Raw genomic sequence first — 17,317 nt, 5'->3', positions numbered from 1 at the left:
AGATATGTCCGTTATAAACAATAATTCTTAAATAGAGCTGCACATTCTCAACTCATCAGTTTACTCTTCATCCTTTCCAAAAAGGCTTCCTTATAACTGGCGCCAATCGGTATCCGCAAGCCTCCTTTTTTCAGTACCAGTTCATTATTTTCCATCAGCGATATTTGTTTCAGCGCCACGATATACGATTTATGCACTCGTATAAACTGGCTCGACGGTAGCCGTTCTTCCAGTTCTTTTAATGTCAGGTAAGCCATTGTTTTCCTGCCATCGCAGTGAAAGGCTACATAGTTATTTTTGGCTTCAACAATGTCGATATCATCAATATCGATCTTCAGCATCTTCCCCTTTTGTCCCGCTTTCACAAAAATATAATCATTAGGTATAGCATCTTCATACATCGTAGGTTGTGCCGCCATGGTATCAGCCACACGTTGCACCGCTCTTACAAACCGGTTAAACTCGATAGGCTTCATCAGGTAGTCGATAGCATGCAATTCATAGCTCGTTACGGCAAATTCGGAATAGGCGGTACAAAATATTACCAGCGCATCCTTGCCAATGATCTTCATCACGTCGATGCCGCTCATTTCATCCATCTGTATATCCAGGAACACCAGGTCGGGCTTTTCTGTTTTGACCATGTCGATACCTGTTATGGGGTTGGTGGTTTCCCCTATCAGTTGCAGCGTCGGTATTCGTTCGATATACTTTTTTATAACCCGGATCGCCGGTCGTTCATCGTCGATGATAATACATTTGATCATGCTTAATTATTTATGGTGAGTTCAAACGTGTAAAAATCATCTCCGTCATTTACCTTCATTTCATATCTGTTTTTAAACCCTACATCTAGCCGTTTGCCCAGGTTGGAAATGCCGATATTGCCCGACGATAGTTCAGGATTGTCCTTTCGCTTTTTGTTTCGGCAATAAAAATAGATCTGGCGGTAGCGGAGTAACACCTTTATCAGCAGGGGATATTGTGAGTCTTTCAGATCGCCATATTTAAAAGCATTTTCCACGATGGTGATCATAGATAACGGTGGCAGCATCAGTCCGTCAGTTTCTCCTTCGATGGCCAGGTGAACCACCTTATCGTCAAAGCGTATTTTGTTGATCTCGATAAGCAACTGTAGGTTTTCCAGTTCCTTTTTCACGGGTACTTTGTCGGTCTCATGTTCTACACTTTCCATCGAATAGCGCATCATTCTCGAAAGCTTCGAAATATTTTCTGCCAGTTCCTGGCTGTATTCCATGGCTTGGGCAAAAAGAACGTTGAGCGTGTTATGTAGGAAATGCGGGTTCACCTGTGCCCGCATAAAAGCATATTCGAGTTGAAGTTTATCTTGCTGTGATCTTAGCTCCTGTTGTTTCAGCACCGCGTTTTCAAGTTCATTACGCAGTTTATCCTCCTGCAATCGGCGCAACTGCCGTTCTTTATTAAAAGATTGTACTACATAAAAATAAAGCAGGGCATAAGAAAAATATTGCACGTAACCCAGCACAGCATATTTTACAAAATCCCGGAAATTGTCAGAGCTGTATAATTTGATTCCCGACATAGGCAACAGCAGGTAGATATAACCATAACCGATGCTGGCCATGACGATAAATACGATAAAAAAAGAAGCAATGCTCCAGCTGACACCTTTACGCTTATATAGGTTCAGGCAATAAATGCTGGTATAAAACGTAAGGCAGAACGGAACGAGGTAAAAAACGGTGTTAATGATTTTGATATGCGGGTCGGCCAGGTAATTGGCGATATGGATAAAACTGCCATACACGATCCATGCACTGGCATGCGCCAATACAGGAATGGCTTTAGCGGGCTCCCGGGCAAGAGCTTCTCTCATGTCGTTAGATTTTAGGCGCTACTATTCATTGCCTCGTCGACCAAAACCCGGTGCCTGTATAATTGCCTGAAGACAGATGCTTCAAGTCTTGCCTTATTGATAGATCGGGGAGCGGCTGTCAGCAGTTCATACAGCCGCTGATCTATTTCATGAAAAGAATAATCATGTTTCCTGAGAAGGAAAGGAACATTATTCATTTTAAAAATACCGAATAAAGCCGAATTAAAAACGACATCGCTTTTTCGTGGTAATATCTCGTTAGGGGGCCAAACTGGTTTTTTTATTTTAGCCATCCGGTGCAGGTATAGCCATGCCTCCCATTGTGCCGGGTATTGTTGGATGATCGGGGCAGCAAGATCATAAATCGCCTGCGTAGTATGTTCAGCAAAAGCAGCCCGGTCGTCCTTGTCGGGAAAAATCGGATCAAAAAAGCGCAGCGCCACCTTGTCCAGGGCTTTCCGGTAACTGGCTGCGGCCACGATCGGCACCCTGGCTGCATGCGCCAGGTATGCTATACCCTTGCGGGCATAGAGTTGTTGTGTCAGCAGGTCCACAACACAATGATTGGCATTATCACGGGTGTTGGCTCCCGCACCGGTATTACCATCGATATATAGTACAAGACTTCTTCCTTTCTTCAGTTCCCGCAACATCTGTAACCCTGCACCCGGTGCTTCCGCATCGAGCAAATGAAAGGCATCTTCTTGCACACCCGGCAGTTGATGATATAGTTCGCAAAACCTTTGTCCATCCTGTTCAATCACCGCTTTACCTATCACCAGGGTAAACGGTATTCCTTGTTGAGCCAAAAAAAGATTAAGCAGGCGGTACGAGCCCGTATGAAAAGTGCAGATGATACAGGGCTGTTGTAACACTGCTTGTACAGTACAACTCAAATTTTCGGTTGGTGACTCTTGTAATAAAAAATCCGCCGACTGCTCCAGTATACTTAGCTTTTTATGTAGTAGTATTTCTTTGTAGAGGCGTTCATGTTGGCAATAGGGTATGGTAGGAAGGTAATTGCTCAGCGATGCACTCACCAGGTTGAGCTGTGCCTGCATCCGCTCATGATCGTTAAAAGAAAATTGGTTTTGATAATAATGGATCAGTTCATCTCTTTGTTGAATATAATCGCTGCGTTTCATAAAATTGAGTTGAGGTAAAGACAATAAAAAAGCCGCTCCAAAAGCGTTATCGCTGTCACCCTAAACCCTGAGTTCTGAGCTCTGACCCTGCCGAAGAGCGGAAGAGTCGAAGGGTGAGCCTGCCGAAGGGTTAAAGAAACCCCGGCAACGGGCGGCGCCGGGGTCACTTTCAAAGCAGCGGTAGCTCCCGTTTACTTATTGCCTGGTGGCAGTGGTGGCTGGGTATCGATACAACAGCTATCGTCAAAAAAACGAACGATACCGTTCGCGGCTGCTTTAAATCTTGTCTCCAGCCCCTCCAGGTTCATGGGCTTTGAAAAGAGCAATTCAGTTGATTTCATGTTCGTCAGGTTTAAGTTTACTAATTCACTGCATGGTAGCAGCATTCATTTACAACCCAAACATCAGGTCAATGAATGCAATAGAAAAATGGATTACGTGTAACCCCTGATAGTCGTGGTGAAGCCTTAAATAGCCGGGGTATCATTATTCAGTGCGGCTCGTACAATTTCTATAAATGCCTAACTTTAAAAAGTAATGCTTGTTCTTGTTTCAATAAATCTCTTACTATGGAAAAGAATAATCAACTCATTTCCCTGTACCATGCCCGGCTTGTTATGGGTTTTCTGCAAAACAGCCTTACCGAAACACAAAAAGATGAATTGGATGATTGGATTTGTGAGTCGGACGAAAACATGATTGTGTTTGAAGACCTCACCGAAGACTTTGACAATAATGTCTTCAATCCCGAAGAGTTTATGTATGAAACATCCGATGTCATCGAACTATGGGCCATCGCCGGTCTCATTGTTCGCCAGCAGGAAAAGGTCATTACTGTGGAAGAACAGCAAATATTGGATACCTGGTTAAAAGACTCTGCAAGAAACAGGCGGCTATTTAAACACCTGCAAAATCCCCCGGTCCTGCAAAAGTTAATAGAATGGTGTAAGGTTGAACGAAATATTCTTTTAAGGTTAAATTGATTATTCCGCTACGGCGTTGTTCGTTTTTTTCTCTTAATTCTTCGAGGTCGATTTTCGTATGTCAATCCGATTACCTATTTCCTCATCCATCGCTAACACACAAGCTCTGAATAAAATTCGGCCCGGAGTAAATCAATGGTTTCTACGGGGCTTTTTCATTTTCGAAGTAATCACTAACTTGATTTCATGTGTACTTATAATGGATGCAAGGTTTCGAGAGCTGAGTTCATTAGACTAATGAACATTGAGAAGGAATTGAAAAACCTTCGCCTTAATAGACCTGCGCAAAATGGATTTGATTACCGGGACTGGCCTATTATCAAACCATTAGCCGAAGGAAAGGACTTTGAAATCAGGATGACACATTGGGAGTATATCCCCGCTAGTGTTCTCGACGAGTTTGATCTAAAGCGAAGTAGAGAGCTTTATACCTGGCTAAATGCAAGATCAGAAACTTTACTTGTTGCCGAAAGAGGGAAACCATCTATGTTTCGTGAGGGTGCTTTACATGGGCGCTGCCTGGTTCTTTCAACTGGTTTTTATGAATGGTATAATAAAGCAAAAATTGGCAGGGTAGGGAAGTATAGAGGGGAAGTATTAAAGTCGACGGATAAATACCCTTATTACATTACTGTAAAAGATAATCCAAAGGAATATTTTTTTATGGCCGGGGTGTCGAGGGTATGGACAAACTATTTGAGAGGTCAGTCCGCCGATACCTTTGCAATCGTTACAGCGCCGGCAAATGAAATGATGCATGAGATTCATAACGCACAGCATAGAATGCCGACAATCCTGCCTGAAGATTTGGCCTGGGAATGGATCCAGGACGGGCTGAGCGAAGAAAGAATTATGGAAATAGCCTCCTATCAATTGCCCAGTGATAATATGGAGGCATGGACCATATCAAAAGACTTTCTGAAAAAGGAAGACCCGACAGAGCCGTTTGAATATCCAAAAGAACTAAACCTGCCACATGGATAACGAAGCCTTTGAAATATTTATCATTAACTACATCGATGAAAAAAAACATATTTACCGGATGCAGGTAGAGATATTGCATAAATCCGAACAGGTTATCCGGTTCAAAATATTTGCGGGTGAAAAACTCATGATCATGGAAAAGCTATTGACAAAGCATACAGGCCAATGGAAAATAAAAGAAATGAATTTTGAAATGAGCGGAAACATTAAAGACAATGCTCAAAATATAATGAAAATTCAAAACGAACTTGATTACTATTTGGCTGGCCGTCCTAAGCCTGTGAATAAATTTAAGAACAAGCCTTAGCAGTCAAATTCATGGACGAGATTCCAGTAACTCTTGAATATAAGGCAAACAGTTGCGGAGTGTTATCAAAATACGATTTGACCCTAAGTTATCGTTCGTCTGGCCTTACGCAAGAATTGTATCTCAGTTTTAGTCGGGCTAATAATCCGGGAGAAATTCATGAATTAATCGAATAGGCCTGCCATAACTGTGTCGCTGTTTCGAAATGCTAAAACAACTCCTTTATTTGCTTTTCAAATTTTGCGTAAGATTCCCTTCCTAACCTGAATAATGTCCCCAACTTTTTTGGATCAGACTCCACCATATTTGTACCGTATTGAGGTTGATTAAAGGATTCATTAATTCTTACCATTTTCAAAGTTGGGTACAGGAATTTTATCAGAATTTCTGTAGTGGTTGAATTAGCTTTTAGTGTGCGATCGAACAGCTCGACAAATTTCAACCGCTTCAACAAAGCTGTTATTCGACTGATACGCTTCTCTACGAAATTACCGGTCCCTACACTCAGCACCCTTAAATCATCCAATGAATGTTTCAGTGCGCCTGTAGCATCGGTTATGGCAAAGAACAAAGGGTTATTGGCAATAAAACCACCATCGACGGCGAGGATAGTCCCTTGGTTTTCCGTTACCACTTCTTTCATTTTAAAGATCGGGTAAGCAGCGGAGGATGCCTGTACGGCTGTAGAAATTGTACACCCAAAACCCGGCTTAAAGGTTGCCTGCCGAGAATAAGTCTGCTTCACATCCGCTTTAAATATCAAGGGCTTGGTATCGTTGTAATTCATGGCAACTATCCCTATTCCGGTCTTTACGTCATTAAAGGTCGCCTCTCCAAAGATATTATCGCAGTGTTCCTGCAAGCTATTTGAGCGTTCCGCCCTTCCGGAACCTCTCATGATTTTTGGGATGAGTTCGCAATACAATTTATTGATCTCGTCCACAGGTATACCGAGTGCAATCAGCGCAGCTATAATGGCACCGGTGCTCGTGCCGAATATAAGATCAAAATGATTATGCAGTGGGGAACCGAGCGTCTTTTCCACCTCGTTCAAAGCGCCGAGCGAATACACTCCTCTCGATCCGCCGCCATCCAATGATAGTATTCTAAATGGCATACTATTTAATTTGCGTTACGACATTTTATTCTAACTCAAGATAGTTCCATAAAATCACCAGAAACTCGTTCACACCTTCAACCGTCCATTTTCTGCCTGAATGAAAGAGATACAGTAACTCAGAAACCTCTCCCCACTCCTTACAGGTCTCTTTCGCCTTCGTCGCATTATAAAGGTAAATTATAGATTCTCGGACAATACCAGACCAGGTGGTTGACTCATTGTAAATCTTATTGGGCACATTCCACATCAGGCATTCAATGAGAAAGGAGGTTATCGAATCCGGGAACGCAACATTATCACTCTTCATTTTATGCCTAAGGCGCTTGAAAATGCGGGTAGCCCGTTTGAAACTTCGCCCGGTCAGCTTGTTTTTCTCGATTGCATTGGCCGTGTGTTGTTTTGGAAAACCTTTGATTGCTTTTCCTTCATCGCTAACGAATCGAACGCCCGTTACAAAATTTCCGTTCTCCGAAAATCTTCTAAACTCAAAAGTAGGTACTACATCACATTCTTCCCGCGTATCTGTAGCCAAAACCCTCAGACACTTGTTCTGTCTTTTTACGAAGTCTCGTCCAAATTCATTCACCAGAGCCCGCTCGATCATGTCCTTATAAGCCCCAAATGCCAACTTATCTGAAAGCTCAAAATTGAAATCCTTATTTGTCTTTCCAGTTGGAAGTTCATAGAAAAACTCATCCCGATACATTACGTTCAGATCAATATCACTGTTAAGCCTGACATTCGTATCATTTGCATAAGATCCCTGCCCAAATACTTCATATTTTATTTTTGCCAATTCGGCACTATTATCAAGCGCCTTATTAACAAGTTGACGAGCTGACTCCAGTTTGACCTCCTCGTGGTCACTTGCCGGTTTTCGCCAGGCATCAAAGTTAGTTTCGGTGAATTTTGCCATATGATAAGTTTATATTTTTAACACAACAATTCATAGTTGTACTTCATCCTCATAGTAGGAATTGTTCATCTCCGGATGAGGCGAGTAGTCCTCGTATATTATCCTTATTGCGTCATCTTTTTGCTTTCCCTCAATTACCTTTTGAAGTTCATTTACCCGTATACACTCTTCCTTAGCTAAATAGAATCTCGTGCTGTTAAAGTAGCTCATCAATTTGTTATATAAGGCAACCTCCGGATTTTCCTGCGTTGATAACTGCCGCAACAAATCTAGATTATGAAGAATATTAGAATGTTTGACTCTTGGCCTAAGCGATGGCAGGATGTCTACAAAACCATCTTCAGACACAACAATAATGAAGGTAGGCTTAGCATTACCCCTGTATTCAAGGTAAGTAATAGCAGAGTTGTACCGTGAGCCCCGCGATGAGTCTCCCTTCGTTCCTACGATTCCATCCAGAATAACACCGTATGCAAAAGCGGTTCCATCAGTGTTTAACAATACTGCTCCATCGATAGAAGTTAGTTGCATCACTGAATCCTCACTTAATGAAACGGGCTTAACAGGAAGGCATTGAATATTCAGCCGTTCCGCCTCCTGGGCTGCATCATTAACCACCACCAGCATTGACCCATTCGCCTGCTTGGTTGCTGCAATGGCAAGTTTGTACAGATTTTCTATTTGATCGTTAGATGTGTTTACAAATATTCTTTTGATATCAGAACCAAATTTATTTCGAGGAATTACCTCAGTTGTAAATTCCGGCAAACCATATCTCATTTCCAAAACCACATTGTCATGATGCTTCACTCTCCAGCAATGTGTAGCTATAAAATGAATATCAAAAATTGACTCACTTGATTTCGCGTATTCAGTGTGAACGCGTCCCAAACCAAAGATATTGTACGAGTCACAGATAACACCCAACTGTTCATTTGATAACTGAAGGAGCTTTCGCGTCTTTCGAAGATCATTAATTTCAAATGATTCTTTTAACTCAAATACCATTTCAATTTCCTTATCCGACTTGTCCGCTATAATTAAATGACCCGTATTCTGAGAGCCTTCATAAGAATAGGTTGAGATTTTATCGCAGATATCAAACAATCCGTGCAATCCCATAAATTCCTTTCCTTTACTGGAGACCGTATACATAAAATTCCTCGCGGCCTCACGCAACAAATCTTCGGTTGGCCTAGAGTCCATACTCAAATTCTTACCCGCCTCCGGCATATTCAAGTTTTTCCATTTCTCTTTCAAATACGCTTCTACCGCAGTTTCCAGTACTGATTGATAAATGCGAAGTCTCCGGTCGTCCAATAATGTTTTCATGAGAAATGTGTAGCTATCATATACTTCTTTTACTAGGCCCAAAACAACATAAACATGATATCCTCCAATTTGTGCTGCATCTGAACAATGATACCAGTAGCCCGACTTGTTTTCAACTGACTCACTTAAGATAATTTCAACACCCTTTCTGACTGCCTCCCTCCTCCGTCTTACATCCATCACTTCTTGCATGCCAGGACCAGAGTAAAGCATGTCCTTATCGGGATCTGTATCAAGGATGTTATTGACCACTTCACTTAACCTGGCAAAATCACCGGCAAATACATCCTGATCTTCAGGTTCAAAACATAGTACAGGATTCTTATCGCTTTTATTTGCAATGCCCACCATGAAAACATGTGGTTTCAATCCTCGATCAAAATGATTAAACAGACTTTCAGCATTTGTTTTACAAGATATCCGGAAATGAACTTGCCATCCCCACATATAATATGTCAATGTTTTTGGATACTTACTCATACTTTGTGATATGGGTTTAGCTTCTTGCCATTCATAAATACTACCTGCTCGTTAACGTCAATTAAGAGATAAGCCGTTTTAGGATACAGTAATTGCGGTTTAAGTACGTCGTTGCTCATTTTATAACCACGGATATATGTATGATCCGAAAACTTGCGGTAAAAATTCTGCAATGAGTCGAGCCATTGAGTAGCGTTATTGTTCTAATCAGCCAGAACAATTTGTTGAGGTTCTTTCACCGAAACTTGCTCTTTCCCCTTATACAACTCAATCTTCCCCGTCACAAAAATCTCCTTATCCTTAAACAACTCCTCAGACATCTTTTCAAACTTCTTCCTTACATCTCCCCATATCACAATCGTTAATAGTTGATTTGGATAAGCACCCCAACATTAATAAACGTCGGGCTATTCTTCGCTTGTTCCAGGTATCGTATACCATATACTTTGCCGCATACTTTTACACTATCGCCTACATGTTTGCTTACGTCATCTAGCTTAATGATCTCTTGGCCAAAGGAAGCAAGTGCAACGCCAAAAAGTAATAAGAAGGAAATTAAATATTTCATGTCGTTCATTTTTTTAATAAAGAACCCCGGCAAGTATATGCCAGGGGCCCTAATCAAAAACCATTAACCATTAAACCTTATCCTATGTTGTGCCTTGAAGGCTTCACAAATATAGTAAGCCATGCTGTTAATGTGATGGTGGTAGAACACCGCCGGGTCTGACAGACAGCCCCGGCAAACCGCTTGCTGGTGCTGCTATCCGAAAGGAAGTGGTATTGAACGAGCAAGAAAAGGCGGAATCAAATCCGTCAGGTAAGAAACAGAGAGCTGAACGCAAGTGAACCACCGATGACGTATCGTTATAAGGTAAAGACGCTGTTCAAACCGAAACTTTCATAGGAGTTCGGGAATAAGGCTTAGGAGCGGTAAACTGGTGCGGACTAAGCAACAGCCGGTATATAGGTGGCAGGAATCTGTTTCAGGCACGTTAACGGAACAAGGGAACTTGCATGAAAGACGATTGAGGGAAAGCACAAGCAGTGAACCTGCAAGGCAAATACCGATGTATTCATGCAGGGGCGGATCAGCCCGTAATAGCGATGATGCCCTGTGAAAACAGGGAGTAGCGAAGGGGCTGAACAAGTTAGTTTCATTTAACCGACAACTGTAAAAAGGGATGATTGATTATTATGAAACAAAGGCGCATCCAATCACAAAGAAAATGGTGCTGGATGCCTTCAAAGAAATCAAAGCCAATGGCAAAGCTGCCGGAGTAGATGGTGTAAGTCTTGAAGAATACGGAGTGAAGCTGTCTGCAAACCTGTACAAACTCTGGAACCGGCTCACTTCCGGGTCATATTATCCTGCCAATGTGCGGGAGAAATTGATACCAAAGAAAGATGGCGGTTACAGGTCATTGGGGATAGCGACAGTAGAAGACCGTATCGCTCAACAGGTGGTTAAAGCGTATCTGGAACCAAAGGTGGATCATACATTCCACCCGGACAGTTATGGTTATCGCCGGAATAAAAATGCACATCAAGCCTTACAGAAAAGCTTGGAGCGGTGCTATCGGCATAACTGGGTACTGGACTTAGACATTAAGTCATTCTTCGATACGATAGACCATGAGTTGATGCTAAAGGCACTTCGCCATTATACAAACGACAAATGGATATTGCTGTATGTGGAACGCTGGCTGAAAGCAGGAACTCTGAAGGAGGATGGCAGTGTTGAAACACGAACCGAAGGCTCCGTTCAAGGATCGGTAATCAGCCCTTTGTTGGCGAATATCTTCTTACACTTCACATTGGACAAATGGATGGAAAAGTATTTTCCAAATATTCCATTTGAACGATACTGCGATGATGCAATTATCCATTGTAAAAGTGAAAAGCAGGCAATCTTTATGAAGGAAAAGATAGCAGAGAGAATGAAAGAATGCCGGCTGACATTAAACATGGAGAAAACACATATTGCTTATTGCAGAAGCAAGAATAGAATGGAGAAGCATAAGAACGTAAGCTTTGATTTCTTAGGGCATACCTACCGGCCTAAATGGTGCAAGACAAAGAATGGAAACATGCTACTGTTTACACCTGTTATGAGCCGCAAGGCTAAGAAAAGTGTAACAGCCAGGATCAGGGAAATGGAGATATACAAGTTCAGTGGTAGAATCCAGGAACTGGCGAAGAAGATAAACCAGAAAACAAGAGGATGGATAAACTACTATTGTGTATTTAACAAATGGGAAACCGTACACCTTTGGTGGCGCTTGAATTTACGTCTTACCAAATGGGTAGCCAATTACAGGAAGATGAATATAAGAAAAGCGGAGAAGTGGCTTAGCGGCATCTACAAAACAAATCCCGGTCTTTTTGAGCATTGGAAGTTGTCGCACCCATAAGCAAAATGTGAAAGATTGAAAAGTAAGTCGCCTATATAAAGGCACTTATCGTCTGACTTGTAAGAGCCGTGATAATGCGAGAGTATTATGTCCGGTTCTGTGAGAGGCTTGGGCTGAAACGCCCTTGCCTACTCGGCAAGGCGCTAATCTAATACCATTTGTTTATAAATCCAATAGACTTATTTCACCTTTTATTTTGTACAATAAAAAAAGCCCGGTCATAACACCGGGCAATTTTCTAAAAATATTGATTCCTTATACTGACAACAGGAATCTTTCTAATTTTTTCCAGTCAGTATAATTATAAACAGGCACTTTTTCATAATCTCTGTCCCTTTATTCTGCGTCCTTGCTACTGTTTGCAACATATAAATTACCTCGTCGTTTGCATTAGTCATGACAATAGCTTTACCTTGCTCCTTGGCAAAATTCGTTTTATCTGCATGAACTGGTCTGCAAACCACAGAATGTCTCCAAAAGCATTCAAGGTAGTCAAGGAACGATGTGGTTTTTGTCTATGCTAACTTAAGCCACTTCTCTTCCATTTGTGTTAATAAAGAACTGGCTTCATCATCTCCTGTATTGGGAAGTGTATGATCATTCCAATCTCCATCGGCAACTACGGAAAAATCATACAGTGCCCTAACATACAAGTATCGAAAACGGGATAATTTAAACTTGTAAAAGTTTTCTTCAATGTAACTCCGGTTAAGCATAGTATCTCTTATTAAGTGTGATTTCAACATTCTGTATAGCTTGTAATCCCTGGCTATTGATGTAACCAACTTCAATAAATAAAACAACGCTATTCCAGCCGCAATTATCAAAAAGGGTATAACCACCCATCTAAATATACCAGCCAGTATCCCCCTTGCAATTTCATAGCGATTAATATATAAAATAAGAATTGGAAAGGATATCATCGCTACAAAAATGAGTAACGTCTGGAGATCTGGCCATTTAAAGTGTTCTTTATTTCGCCGTATGAAGAAAAACAAGTCCCAAAAAGGGAAGATGAACAGATACATGGAAATCGTACCGTAATAAACAACCTGTTTTACCATGTCGCTTGAATAGCTCATAAACCAAAAGAATTCATAGTAAATTCCTGGGTCGGCAATGCCAGCGAGGAAGGTACAGGCCATAACTCTGCTTACCGCTACGATCACATTCCGGCCGGTTCGGCCAGCCGGATCAAAGAAAGAGACCAATCGTGAAATTGTTATATAAACGCCAACCCCTAAAACCGCAAGGATTGGTTGAAAAAAGAACAAAATAGTAGCCCCCACAATTAATGACCGGTAATCTATACACCTGTAACTTAAATGCTTCTTTATATTTATAAAAGCGTCCGACAAACTCAGGGAAAAGGTTAGCTCCTTTTCTTTTTTAAGCAACGGTAGCACTTCGTATGACATCACAAAATCGATAATATTATTTTCTATCTTCTTGTTGAACCTGGGAAGGTACCGGCTCGATTTGAAGGCAATTTCTTGAAGCATGGAACTTTTCTGGCCAAAAGCCATCAGCACTATCTCCTCCAGATCATCTGTCGGAAGCAGCCCTGTTGCTTCTAAGCAATACTTCTTGACAAGCAAACTCTGTTTCGAATCAAGACTGGATCTGATTAATGCTTTCAGATCGACAAGATGAATGTCCAAAATTGACCTACGAATTTTAAACGCTTCCGCAAGGAACCGTAATGAGTGCATTGATCTGAGAAATTGTTTTACATCCCTGGAGATACCTTCGCCTTGCAAGTGAATAATCTCCGACCAGCAATATTCTGCGATCTTTCTTACCGAATCATCGTCCCCTATTTCACAAAACAACACTAAGGCGTCACGCCATCTGCTATCTTCCGGAATACTGTTTAGTGGGATTAATTCCGGCATCGTCTTCAGATACATTACAGCAAAATACTCATGAAACCGCCTGTGAACAAAACTGAACCGTCGTCCCGGTCCCAATCGTGCAATTTTTGCAAATGTCAAAAGTTCAATTATTGAATCAAGCTTCTCTGTTTCAAACTCATGATAATTGTGAATTAATTCAGCCGTTTCTATTTCAAGACCATACTTTTCGGAAGAAAACAAGAAGTAGGATACATTCTTACAAAAATATAGTATCTCATCTTTCGTTAACCCTACCAGCTTGACCTTATCTTGTACTTGATCCAACCTTTTATCCAGATAACTTTCAAAAATTTGAGCCTGGTTCTTAGGAAATGACATTTTATTGTCCTTGCAATAACCGATCATGAGATTGGATAAGAAAGGATTTCTAGCAATGGGAACTAAATGAGGCCTGTTTTTGAAAAGCTCCACAAAAAATTTCGGATCGATCCCCTGAATACTACGGTTAAAAGTTTGTTCAATCTTTAGTTCTGAAAAAGGCCTGAGCTCGAAAGTAGTTTTTGCCTTGAATTTGGCTGTGGGCTTTCTAAAAACCCTTGATGCAAGTATACCACGGGAATCATGTGCACCTGCGAGAAATTTATATATCACATCCGATAACTCATCCAGCACCCATGAAGATTCACTAGCATCCAAAACTCCTGGTATTTCATCGAAAGAATCTAACAGAAAAAAAAGCCTGCCATGATCATACATCTTAACAAAGTATGTATCTAGAAATTCATAGGCAAATACATCGCTTCTGTCTTTCAAGTTTTTCAATACAAACTCCAGAAGAGCTGATACAGTCGGAGGATTTTCAGCAGTCCATCTTTTGTCAACAATCCATTCCTTCAAGTTTATATAAATTGGAATTTTCCCGGACTTGGGAACCTCTTTTAATAGGTCCCTGGCTAATTTTCTTAAGGCAACGCTTTTACCCGAACCCGGATCTCCAAGTACCAGAAATGACTGACTTTTACGATCAGCACGAATTCCCTTCATCAAATCTGAAATCTTTTTCTTTCGGCGAGACTCACTTATGACTTCCACTTCTGCTTCTATCGGTGTAAAATTATAATCACTCCAATTCGTGTCTAAGTCAATATTGTTTAAATGATTGTCCAATACTTTGACATACTGAGTTAGTCTTGCCTGAAAATCTTTCTCGGGGAAATCCTTGTCTATGGCTACGCTGTGTGTAACCATTGCGGTTCTATCCCTAATAAAATAATTGACGATAATTATTGCAAGTAATCCTGCAATCAGCGTTATGGCTGAAGGCTGGTTGTCCGCATCCCCTCCTGCTAACGTAATTGGTAAAAATTCAGCCGCATAGTTATTTATTAATCCATCCCACCAGGAATAAGTTCCCAACAATGAGAAGAACAGAACTAACGACAACGTTCTAATTCCATTTTTGCCATGATCAGCGGGCAACCATATTCCTTTGGAAATATAAAAGATCATGCATAAGGCTATCGTTACAACTACCGTTAATGCAGTACCATTAATGAAGTAAGCAAGGCAAATACCAGTGATTGACAAGAAAACAATACTAATAAGCAGCTTTCCCTTAGGTGAAATATTATCGAAAAAGTTCATAGTTGGGAGTTGTATCGCAAAATGAATGTTTTTTTCAAAAGAAACAGATTAAATACACATCTTTCTTTTAGTCAAAAGTTTCTATATTTACGATACACCATTACCTTATCAATGAAGCAAGCTCTCCTTTCTTTTATATTATTGCTAGCCGCTGCGGCCACCTTTTCCCAAACGACTATTAAGTTAGAACAAGCCAAAGACCATATTGGTGATAGTGTGCACGTTTGTGGCCTGGTAGCATCGGCTCGTTATATCAGTTATACCGACAATGCTCCCACCTTTTTAAACCTGGGCGCAGCTTATCCAAATCAGTTGTTGACCGTTCTAATCTGGCAGAATGTGCGGGATAGAATGCAGTTTAAGCCCGAAAATTTCTATCTAAAGAAGGAAATCTGTGTGATTGGTAGGTTGGAGTTGCATCGGGAAAAACCACAGATCGTCATTAATGACACATCTCAAATCCGACTAAAAGAATAAATATACTGCATTCATTTTATGTTAAAATGGTGCCGCTAATTGGGCCATTGAATTCTTTTGCAGCCTAATTCAACATTCTACCTATTATGGCACTTCAGACAGAATACAAGTTTTTAGCTAATGAGGTAAAAGAAATTTATGTTTTTGACGAAGAGAAAGATGACGAAAAACAATTGGTCTTTCGCATTGACAAAAGGGGTCTAGTGATTAAATTTTTCCCTTCTGACTTTTGCCTTAAAGAAATCACACTTAATGGCTTTAAGACATTGCCGGAGGAATTTTCTGAAAACGGTTATATTAAACAAGGATTACTCTATTACATTAATAAAAAAATCGAGCACTTTAAACCAGCCTCTTTCATAATTGATAAATCCTTAGACAGCAGCATAAAAAAAACAGGCAAGAAAACAGTTATCACTTTGAAATACTCAGATCTTGAATATTTCAAAGAAAAAATGACTAACCTCTCTAATGAAAACAAAAGAGATAGAAGTTATTTTGCCGACGAATTTTTCTATACAACATTTCCAGCTCACTACCCTGAAACAAAACTTTCGTCTCAACAAAGGCTAAATAAATTACTTTCAAATTTAGACAAAGATGTAATTGAAAGAATTGGGCCAGCCGATCTTGAAAAGATTGAGAATTTCTATGAGACATTATTAAAAACAAAGTATAAATCTGATGCTTATAAAACCAAGCTTATAACACGAACGAAAGTTAAAATTGATACGATCACAGTTGACGGCATTATAAAAGAATTTGAAGAAAAAGCTTGCCAAAAATACTTTAGAGAGTGATTGGGGTGAATTTCTTGAAAGAAATCTATTCCTTATTGACTCAAAATATGTAAAAACAATACCCGAATTAAACGTTGTATTAGCAGGAGCAAGAAAAGTGGATTTTGGCTTAATTGATTCACAAGGCTACTTAGATATGTTTGAGATTAAAAAGCCTCAAACGGAATTAATAGCTCCGAAGCAGGACAGAGGAAACTACTATTGGCACCCAAATGCAACTATGGCGTTAACACAAGCGGAAAAGTATCTTTACTATGCCGAAAGCAGGAGAAAAATATTAGAAGAAGATATCGAACGTCAAAAAAGGCATAAAGTAAATGTAATAAAGCCAAGAGCTTATATTATAATGGGACACACAAAGCAACTTGATACCAAAGAAAAGCAAGAAGATTTTAGAATATTAAGGTCATCCTTAAAAAATTTAGAAATCATTCTTTATGATGAATTATTAGAAAGGTTAAAAAATCAAAAGAATAAGGTTTTTGAGTAAGAACGGCTGCATACAGCATTTCATCCTTTGCTCATGTGGGGAAGATTTTTAATTCCAATAGGCAAGGAATGGAACTGTTAAATGGGAATATCAATCTTTTCTAAATATGGTTCCAATGGCGTTGTGCTACTAAAACTTCTAAACTTAAGGATACTGTTTTCTGCGGGATTGTACCAAACTTCTACATAGAAAGACTCGATTTGATAAAGTATGAGTTTAAATGCTCCCTCAATTCTATCAGCTATGTGCACTCCATGCTCCCAGATAGCCTCAGCTTGCATCTTTTCATCTAAGCTATTGAAATGGTATAGTATCATAATATTTTAACAATAAACGAGCTGGTACCAATCTAGCAAATGGACGAAGATCTATAACTCTGTCTAATGTAGATTCTTGCCATGTTGACCCAGGATTCCTGCATGTTGACCCACCCTGGTTGTCGGCAATAAGAGTAAGAGCTTGATGTGGGTTTAAAAATACTAATAAAGAGCTATTGACTGGTTTTGGATTT

17 protein-coding genes are annotated in these 17,317 nt (G+C 40.3%); 7 read left to right on the top strand and 10 right to left on the bottom strand.

Annotation, left to right across the window (positions count from 1 at the left end):
* Positions 1-47: 47 nt before the first annotated feature.
* The 4 genes from P2W73_RS25085 to P2W73_RS25070 form a co-directional block, all read right to left on the bottom strand.
* Positions 48-767 carry a LytR/AlgR family response regulator transcription factor gene (locus tag P2W73_RS25085; protein ID WP_276504857.1) on the bottom strand — a complete coding sequence of 240 codons (720 nt, stop codon included), beginning with the start codon at positions 765-767 and terminating at the stop codon, positions 48-50.
* A gap of 2 nt (positions 768-769) precedes the next feature.
* A complete protein-coding gene (locus P2W73_RS25080) occupies positions 770-1,858 on the bottom strand; it encodes a sensor histidine kinase (RefSeq protein WP_276504856.1) in 1,089 nt (362 codons plus the stop codon).
* A gap of 11 nt (positions 1,859-1,869) precedes the next feature.
* On the bottom strand, positions 1,870-3,003 hold the full coding sequence (locus tag P2W73_RS25075) for a lysophospholipid acyltransferase family protein (RefSeq protein ID WP_276504855.1): 1,134 nt from the start codon (positions 3,001-3,003) through the stop codon (positions 1,870-1,872).
* 191 nt (positions 3,004-3,194) lie between these two features.
* The gene (locus P2W73_RS25070; protein WP_276504854.1) at positions 3,195-3,344 is read right to left on the bottom strand and encodes a hypothetical protein; all 150 of its coding nucleotides are present in this window, start codon (positions 3,342-3,344) and stop codon (positions 3,195-3,197) included.
* Positions 3,345-3,572: 228 nt separating this feature from the next.
* On the opposite strand from P2W73_RS25070, the gene P2W73_RS25065 reads away from it, so the two are divergent.
* The 3 genes from P2W73_RS25065 (at position 3,573) to P2W73_RS25055 (ending at position 5,277) form a co-directional block, all read left to right on the top strand.
* Positions 3,573-3,986: a hypothetical protein gene (locus P2W73_RS25065; RefSeq protein ID WP_276504853.1), complete on the top strand. Its 414-nt coding sequence runs from the start codon at positions 3,573-3,575 to the stop codon at positions 3,984-3,986.
* 186 nt (positions 3,987-4,172) lie between these two features.
* A complete protein-coding gene (locus P2W73_RS25060) occupies positions 4,173-4,970 on the top strand; it encodes an SOS response-associated peptidase (RefSeq protein ID WP_338116899.1) in 798 nt (265 codons plus the stop codon).
* Complete coding sequence (locus P2W73_RS25055; RefSeq protein ID WP_276504851.1) at positions 4,963-5,277, top strand: hypothetical protein; 315 nt, start codon at positions 4,963-4,965, stop codon at positions 5,275-5,277. The genes P2W73_RS25060 and P2W73_RS25055 overlap by 8 nt, the downstream gene beginning before the upstream one ends.
* Positions 5,278-5,485: 208 nt before the next feature.
* Here the strand turns inward: P2W73_RS25055 and P2W73_RS25050 are convergent, their stop codons facing one another.
* The 4 genes from P2W73_RS25050 to P2W73_RS26670 all read right to left on the bottom strand — a co-directional run bounded on the left by P2W73_RS25050 (position 5,486) and on the right by P2W73_RS26670 (position 9,693).
* Positions 5,486-6,394, bottom strand: coding sequence for an anti-phage phospholipase (locus P2W73_RS25050; protein ID WP_276504850.1), 909 nt, complete (start codon positions 6,392-6,394; stop codon positions 5,486-5,488).
* A 25-nt stretch (positions 6,395-6,419) separates the two neighbouring features.
* Positions 6,420-7,313 (bottom strand): nucleotidyltransferase domain-containing protein, encoded by an 894-nt coding sequence (locus P2W73_RS25045; protein WP_276504849.1) that lies wholly within the window; start codon positions 7,311-7,313, stop codon positions 6,420-6,422.
* A 30-nt stretch (positions 7,314-7,343) separates the two neighbouring features.
* Complete coding sequence (locus P2W73_RS26610) at positions 7,344-9,125, bottom strand: anti-phage protein (protein WP_276504848.1); 1,782 nt, start codon at positions 9,123-9,125, stop codon at positions 7,344-7,346.
* 361 nt (positions 9,126-9,486) lie between these two features.
* Positions 9,487-9,693 carry a hypothetical protein gene (locus P2W73_RS26670; RefSeq protein WP_276504847.1) on the bottom strand — a complete coding sequence of 69 codons (207 nt, stop codon included), beginning with the start codon at positions 9,691-9,693 and terminating at the stop codon, positions 9,487-9,489.
* Between the two features lie 616 nt (positions 9,694-10,309).
* Here P2W73_RS26670 and ltrA point away from each other — a divergent pair.
* Positions 10,310-11,539 carry a group II intron reverse transcriptase/maturase gene (gene ltrA / locus P2W73_RS26665; protein ID WP_276504846.1) on the top strand — a complete coding sequence of 410 codons (1,230 nt, stop codon included), beginning with the start codon at positions 10,310-10,312 and terminating at the stop codon, positions 11,537-11,539.
* Positions 11,540-12,054: 515 nt separating this feature from the next.
* On the opposite strand, the gene P2W73_RS26595 is transcribed toward ltrA, so the two are convergent.
* The gene (locus tag P2W73_RS26595; protein ID WP_276504845.1) at positions 12,055-14,904 is read right to left on the bottom strand and encodes an NACHT domain-containing protein; all 2,850 of its coding nucleotides are present in this window, start codon (positions 14,902-14,904) and stop codon (positions 12,055-12,057) included.
* Positions 14,905-15,150: 246 nt separating this feature from the next.
* Between P2W73_RS26595 and P2W73_RS26590 the strand changes: the two genes are divergently transcribed.
* The 3 genes from P2W73_RS26590 (at position 15,151) to P2W73_RS26580 (ending at position 16,806) form a co-directional block, all read left to right on the top strand.
* A complete protein-coding gene (locus P2W73_RS26590; protein WP_276504844.1) occupies positions 15,151-15,516 on the top strand; it encodes a hypothetical protein in 366 nt (121 codons plus the stop codon).
* Positions 15,517-15,602: 86 nt separating this feature from the next.
* Entirely contained in the window at positions 15,603-16,316 is a 714-nt protein-coding gene (locus P2W73_RS26585; protein WP_276504843.1) for a hypothetical protein, read from the top strand.
* Positions 16,279-16,806 (top strand): Shedu immune nuclease family protein, encoded by a 528-nt coding sequence (locus tag P2W73_RS26580; RefSeq protein WP_276504842.1) that lies wholly within the window; start codon positions 16,279-16,281, stop codon positions 16,804-16,806. The genes P2W73_RS26585 and P2W73_RS26580 overlap by 38 nt, the downstream gene beginning before the upstream one ends.
* A gap of 294 nt (positions 16,807-17,100) precedes the next feature.
* Here the strand turns inward: P2W73_RS26580 and P2W73_RS26575 are convergent.
* The coding region (locus tag P2W73_RS26575; RefSeq protein ID WP_276504841.1) for a hypothetical protein at positions 17,101-17,317 on the bottom strand (217 nt) is incomplete at its 5' end.

It is taken from the genome of Terrimonas pollutisoli, from assembly GCF_029360765.1.
In the GTDB taxonomy this organism is placed as follows: domain Bacteria; phylum Bacteroidota; class Bacteroidia; order Chitinophagales; family Chitinophagaceae; genus Terrimonas_B; species Terrimonas_B pollutisoli.
The sequence above is the reverse complement of the archived record's forward strand: the minus strand, read 5'-3'. Positions and strand labels throughout refer to the sequence as shown.

What these genes read in the sequence shown, in the direction of transcription:
- P2W73_RS25085 (WP_276504857.1), bottom strand. Translation starts at nt 767, where the DNA reads ATGATCAAATGTATTATCATCGACGATGAACGACCGGCGATCCGGGTT.
- P2W73_RS25080 (WP_276504856.1), bottom strand. Translation starts at nt 1,858, where the DNA reads ATGAGAGAAGCTCTTGCCCGGGAGCCCGCTAAAGCCATTCCTGTATTG.
- P2W73_RS25075 (WP_276504855.1), bottom strand. Translation starts at nt 3,003, where the DNA reads ATGAAACGCAGCGATTATATTCAACAAAGAGATGAACTGATCCATTAT.
- P2W73_RS25070 (WP_276504854.1), bottom strand. Translation starts at nt 3,344, where the DNA reads ATGAAATCAACTGAATTGCTCTTTTCAAAGCCCATGAACCTGGAGGGG.
- P2W73_RS25065 (WP_276504853.1), top strand. Translation starts at nt 3,573, where the DNA reads ATGGAAAAGAATAATCAACTCATTTCCCTGTACCATGCCCGGCTTGTT.
- P2W73_RS25060 (WP_338116899.1), top strand. Translation starts at nt 4,173, where the DNA reads ATGTGTACTTATAATGGATGCAAGGTTTCGAGAGCTGAGTTCATTAGA.
- P2W73_RS25055 (WP_276504851.1), top strand. Translation starts at nt 4,963, where the DNA reads ATGGATAACGAAGCCTTTGAAATATTTATCATTAACTACATCGATGAA.
- P2W73_RS25050 (WP_276504850.1), bottom strand. Translation starts at nt 6,394, where the DNA reads ATGCCATTTAGAATACTATCATTGGATGGCGGCGGATCGAGAGGAGTG.
- P2W73_RS25045 (WP_276504849.1), bottom strand. Translation starts at nt 7,313, where the DNA reads ATGGCAAAATTCACCGAAACTAACTTTGATGCCTGGCGAAAACCGGCA.
- P2W73_RS26610 (WP_276504848.1), bottom strand. Translation starts at nt 9,125, where the DNA reads ATGAGTAAGTATCCAAAAACATTGACATATTATATGTGGGGATGGCAA.
- P2W73_RS26670 (WP_276504847.1), bottom strand. Translation starts at nt 9,693, where the DNA reads ATGAAATATTTAATTTCCTTCTTATTACTTTTTGGCGTTGCACTTGCT.
- ltrA (WP_276504846.1), top strand. Translation starts at nt 10,310, where the DNA reads ATGATTGATTATTATGAAACAAAGGCGCATCCAATCACAAAGAAAATG.
- P2W73_RS26595 (WP_276504845.1), bottom strand. Translation starts at nt 14,904, where the DNA reads ATGATCTTTTATATTTCCAAAGGAATATGGTTGCCCGCTGATCATGGC.
- P2W73_RS26590 (WP_276504844.1), top strand. Translation starts at nt 15,151, where the DNA reads ATGAAGCAAGCTCTCCTTTCTTTTATATTATTGCTAGCCGCTGCGGCC.
- P2W73_RS26585 (WP_276504843.1), top strand. Translation starts at nt 15,603, where the DNA reads ATGGCACTTCAGACAGAATACAAGTTTTTAGCTAATGAGGTAAAAGAA.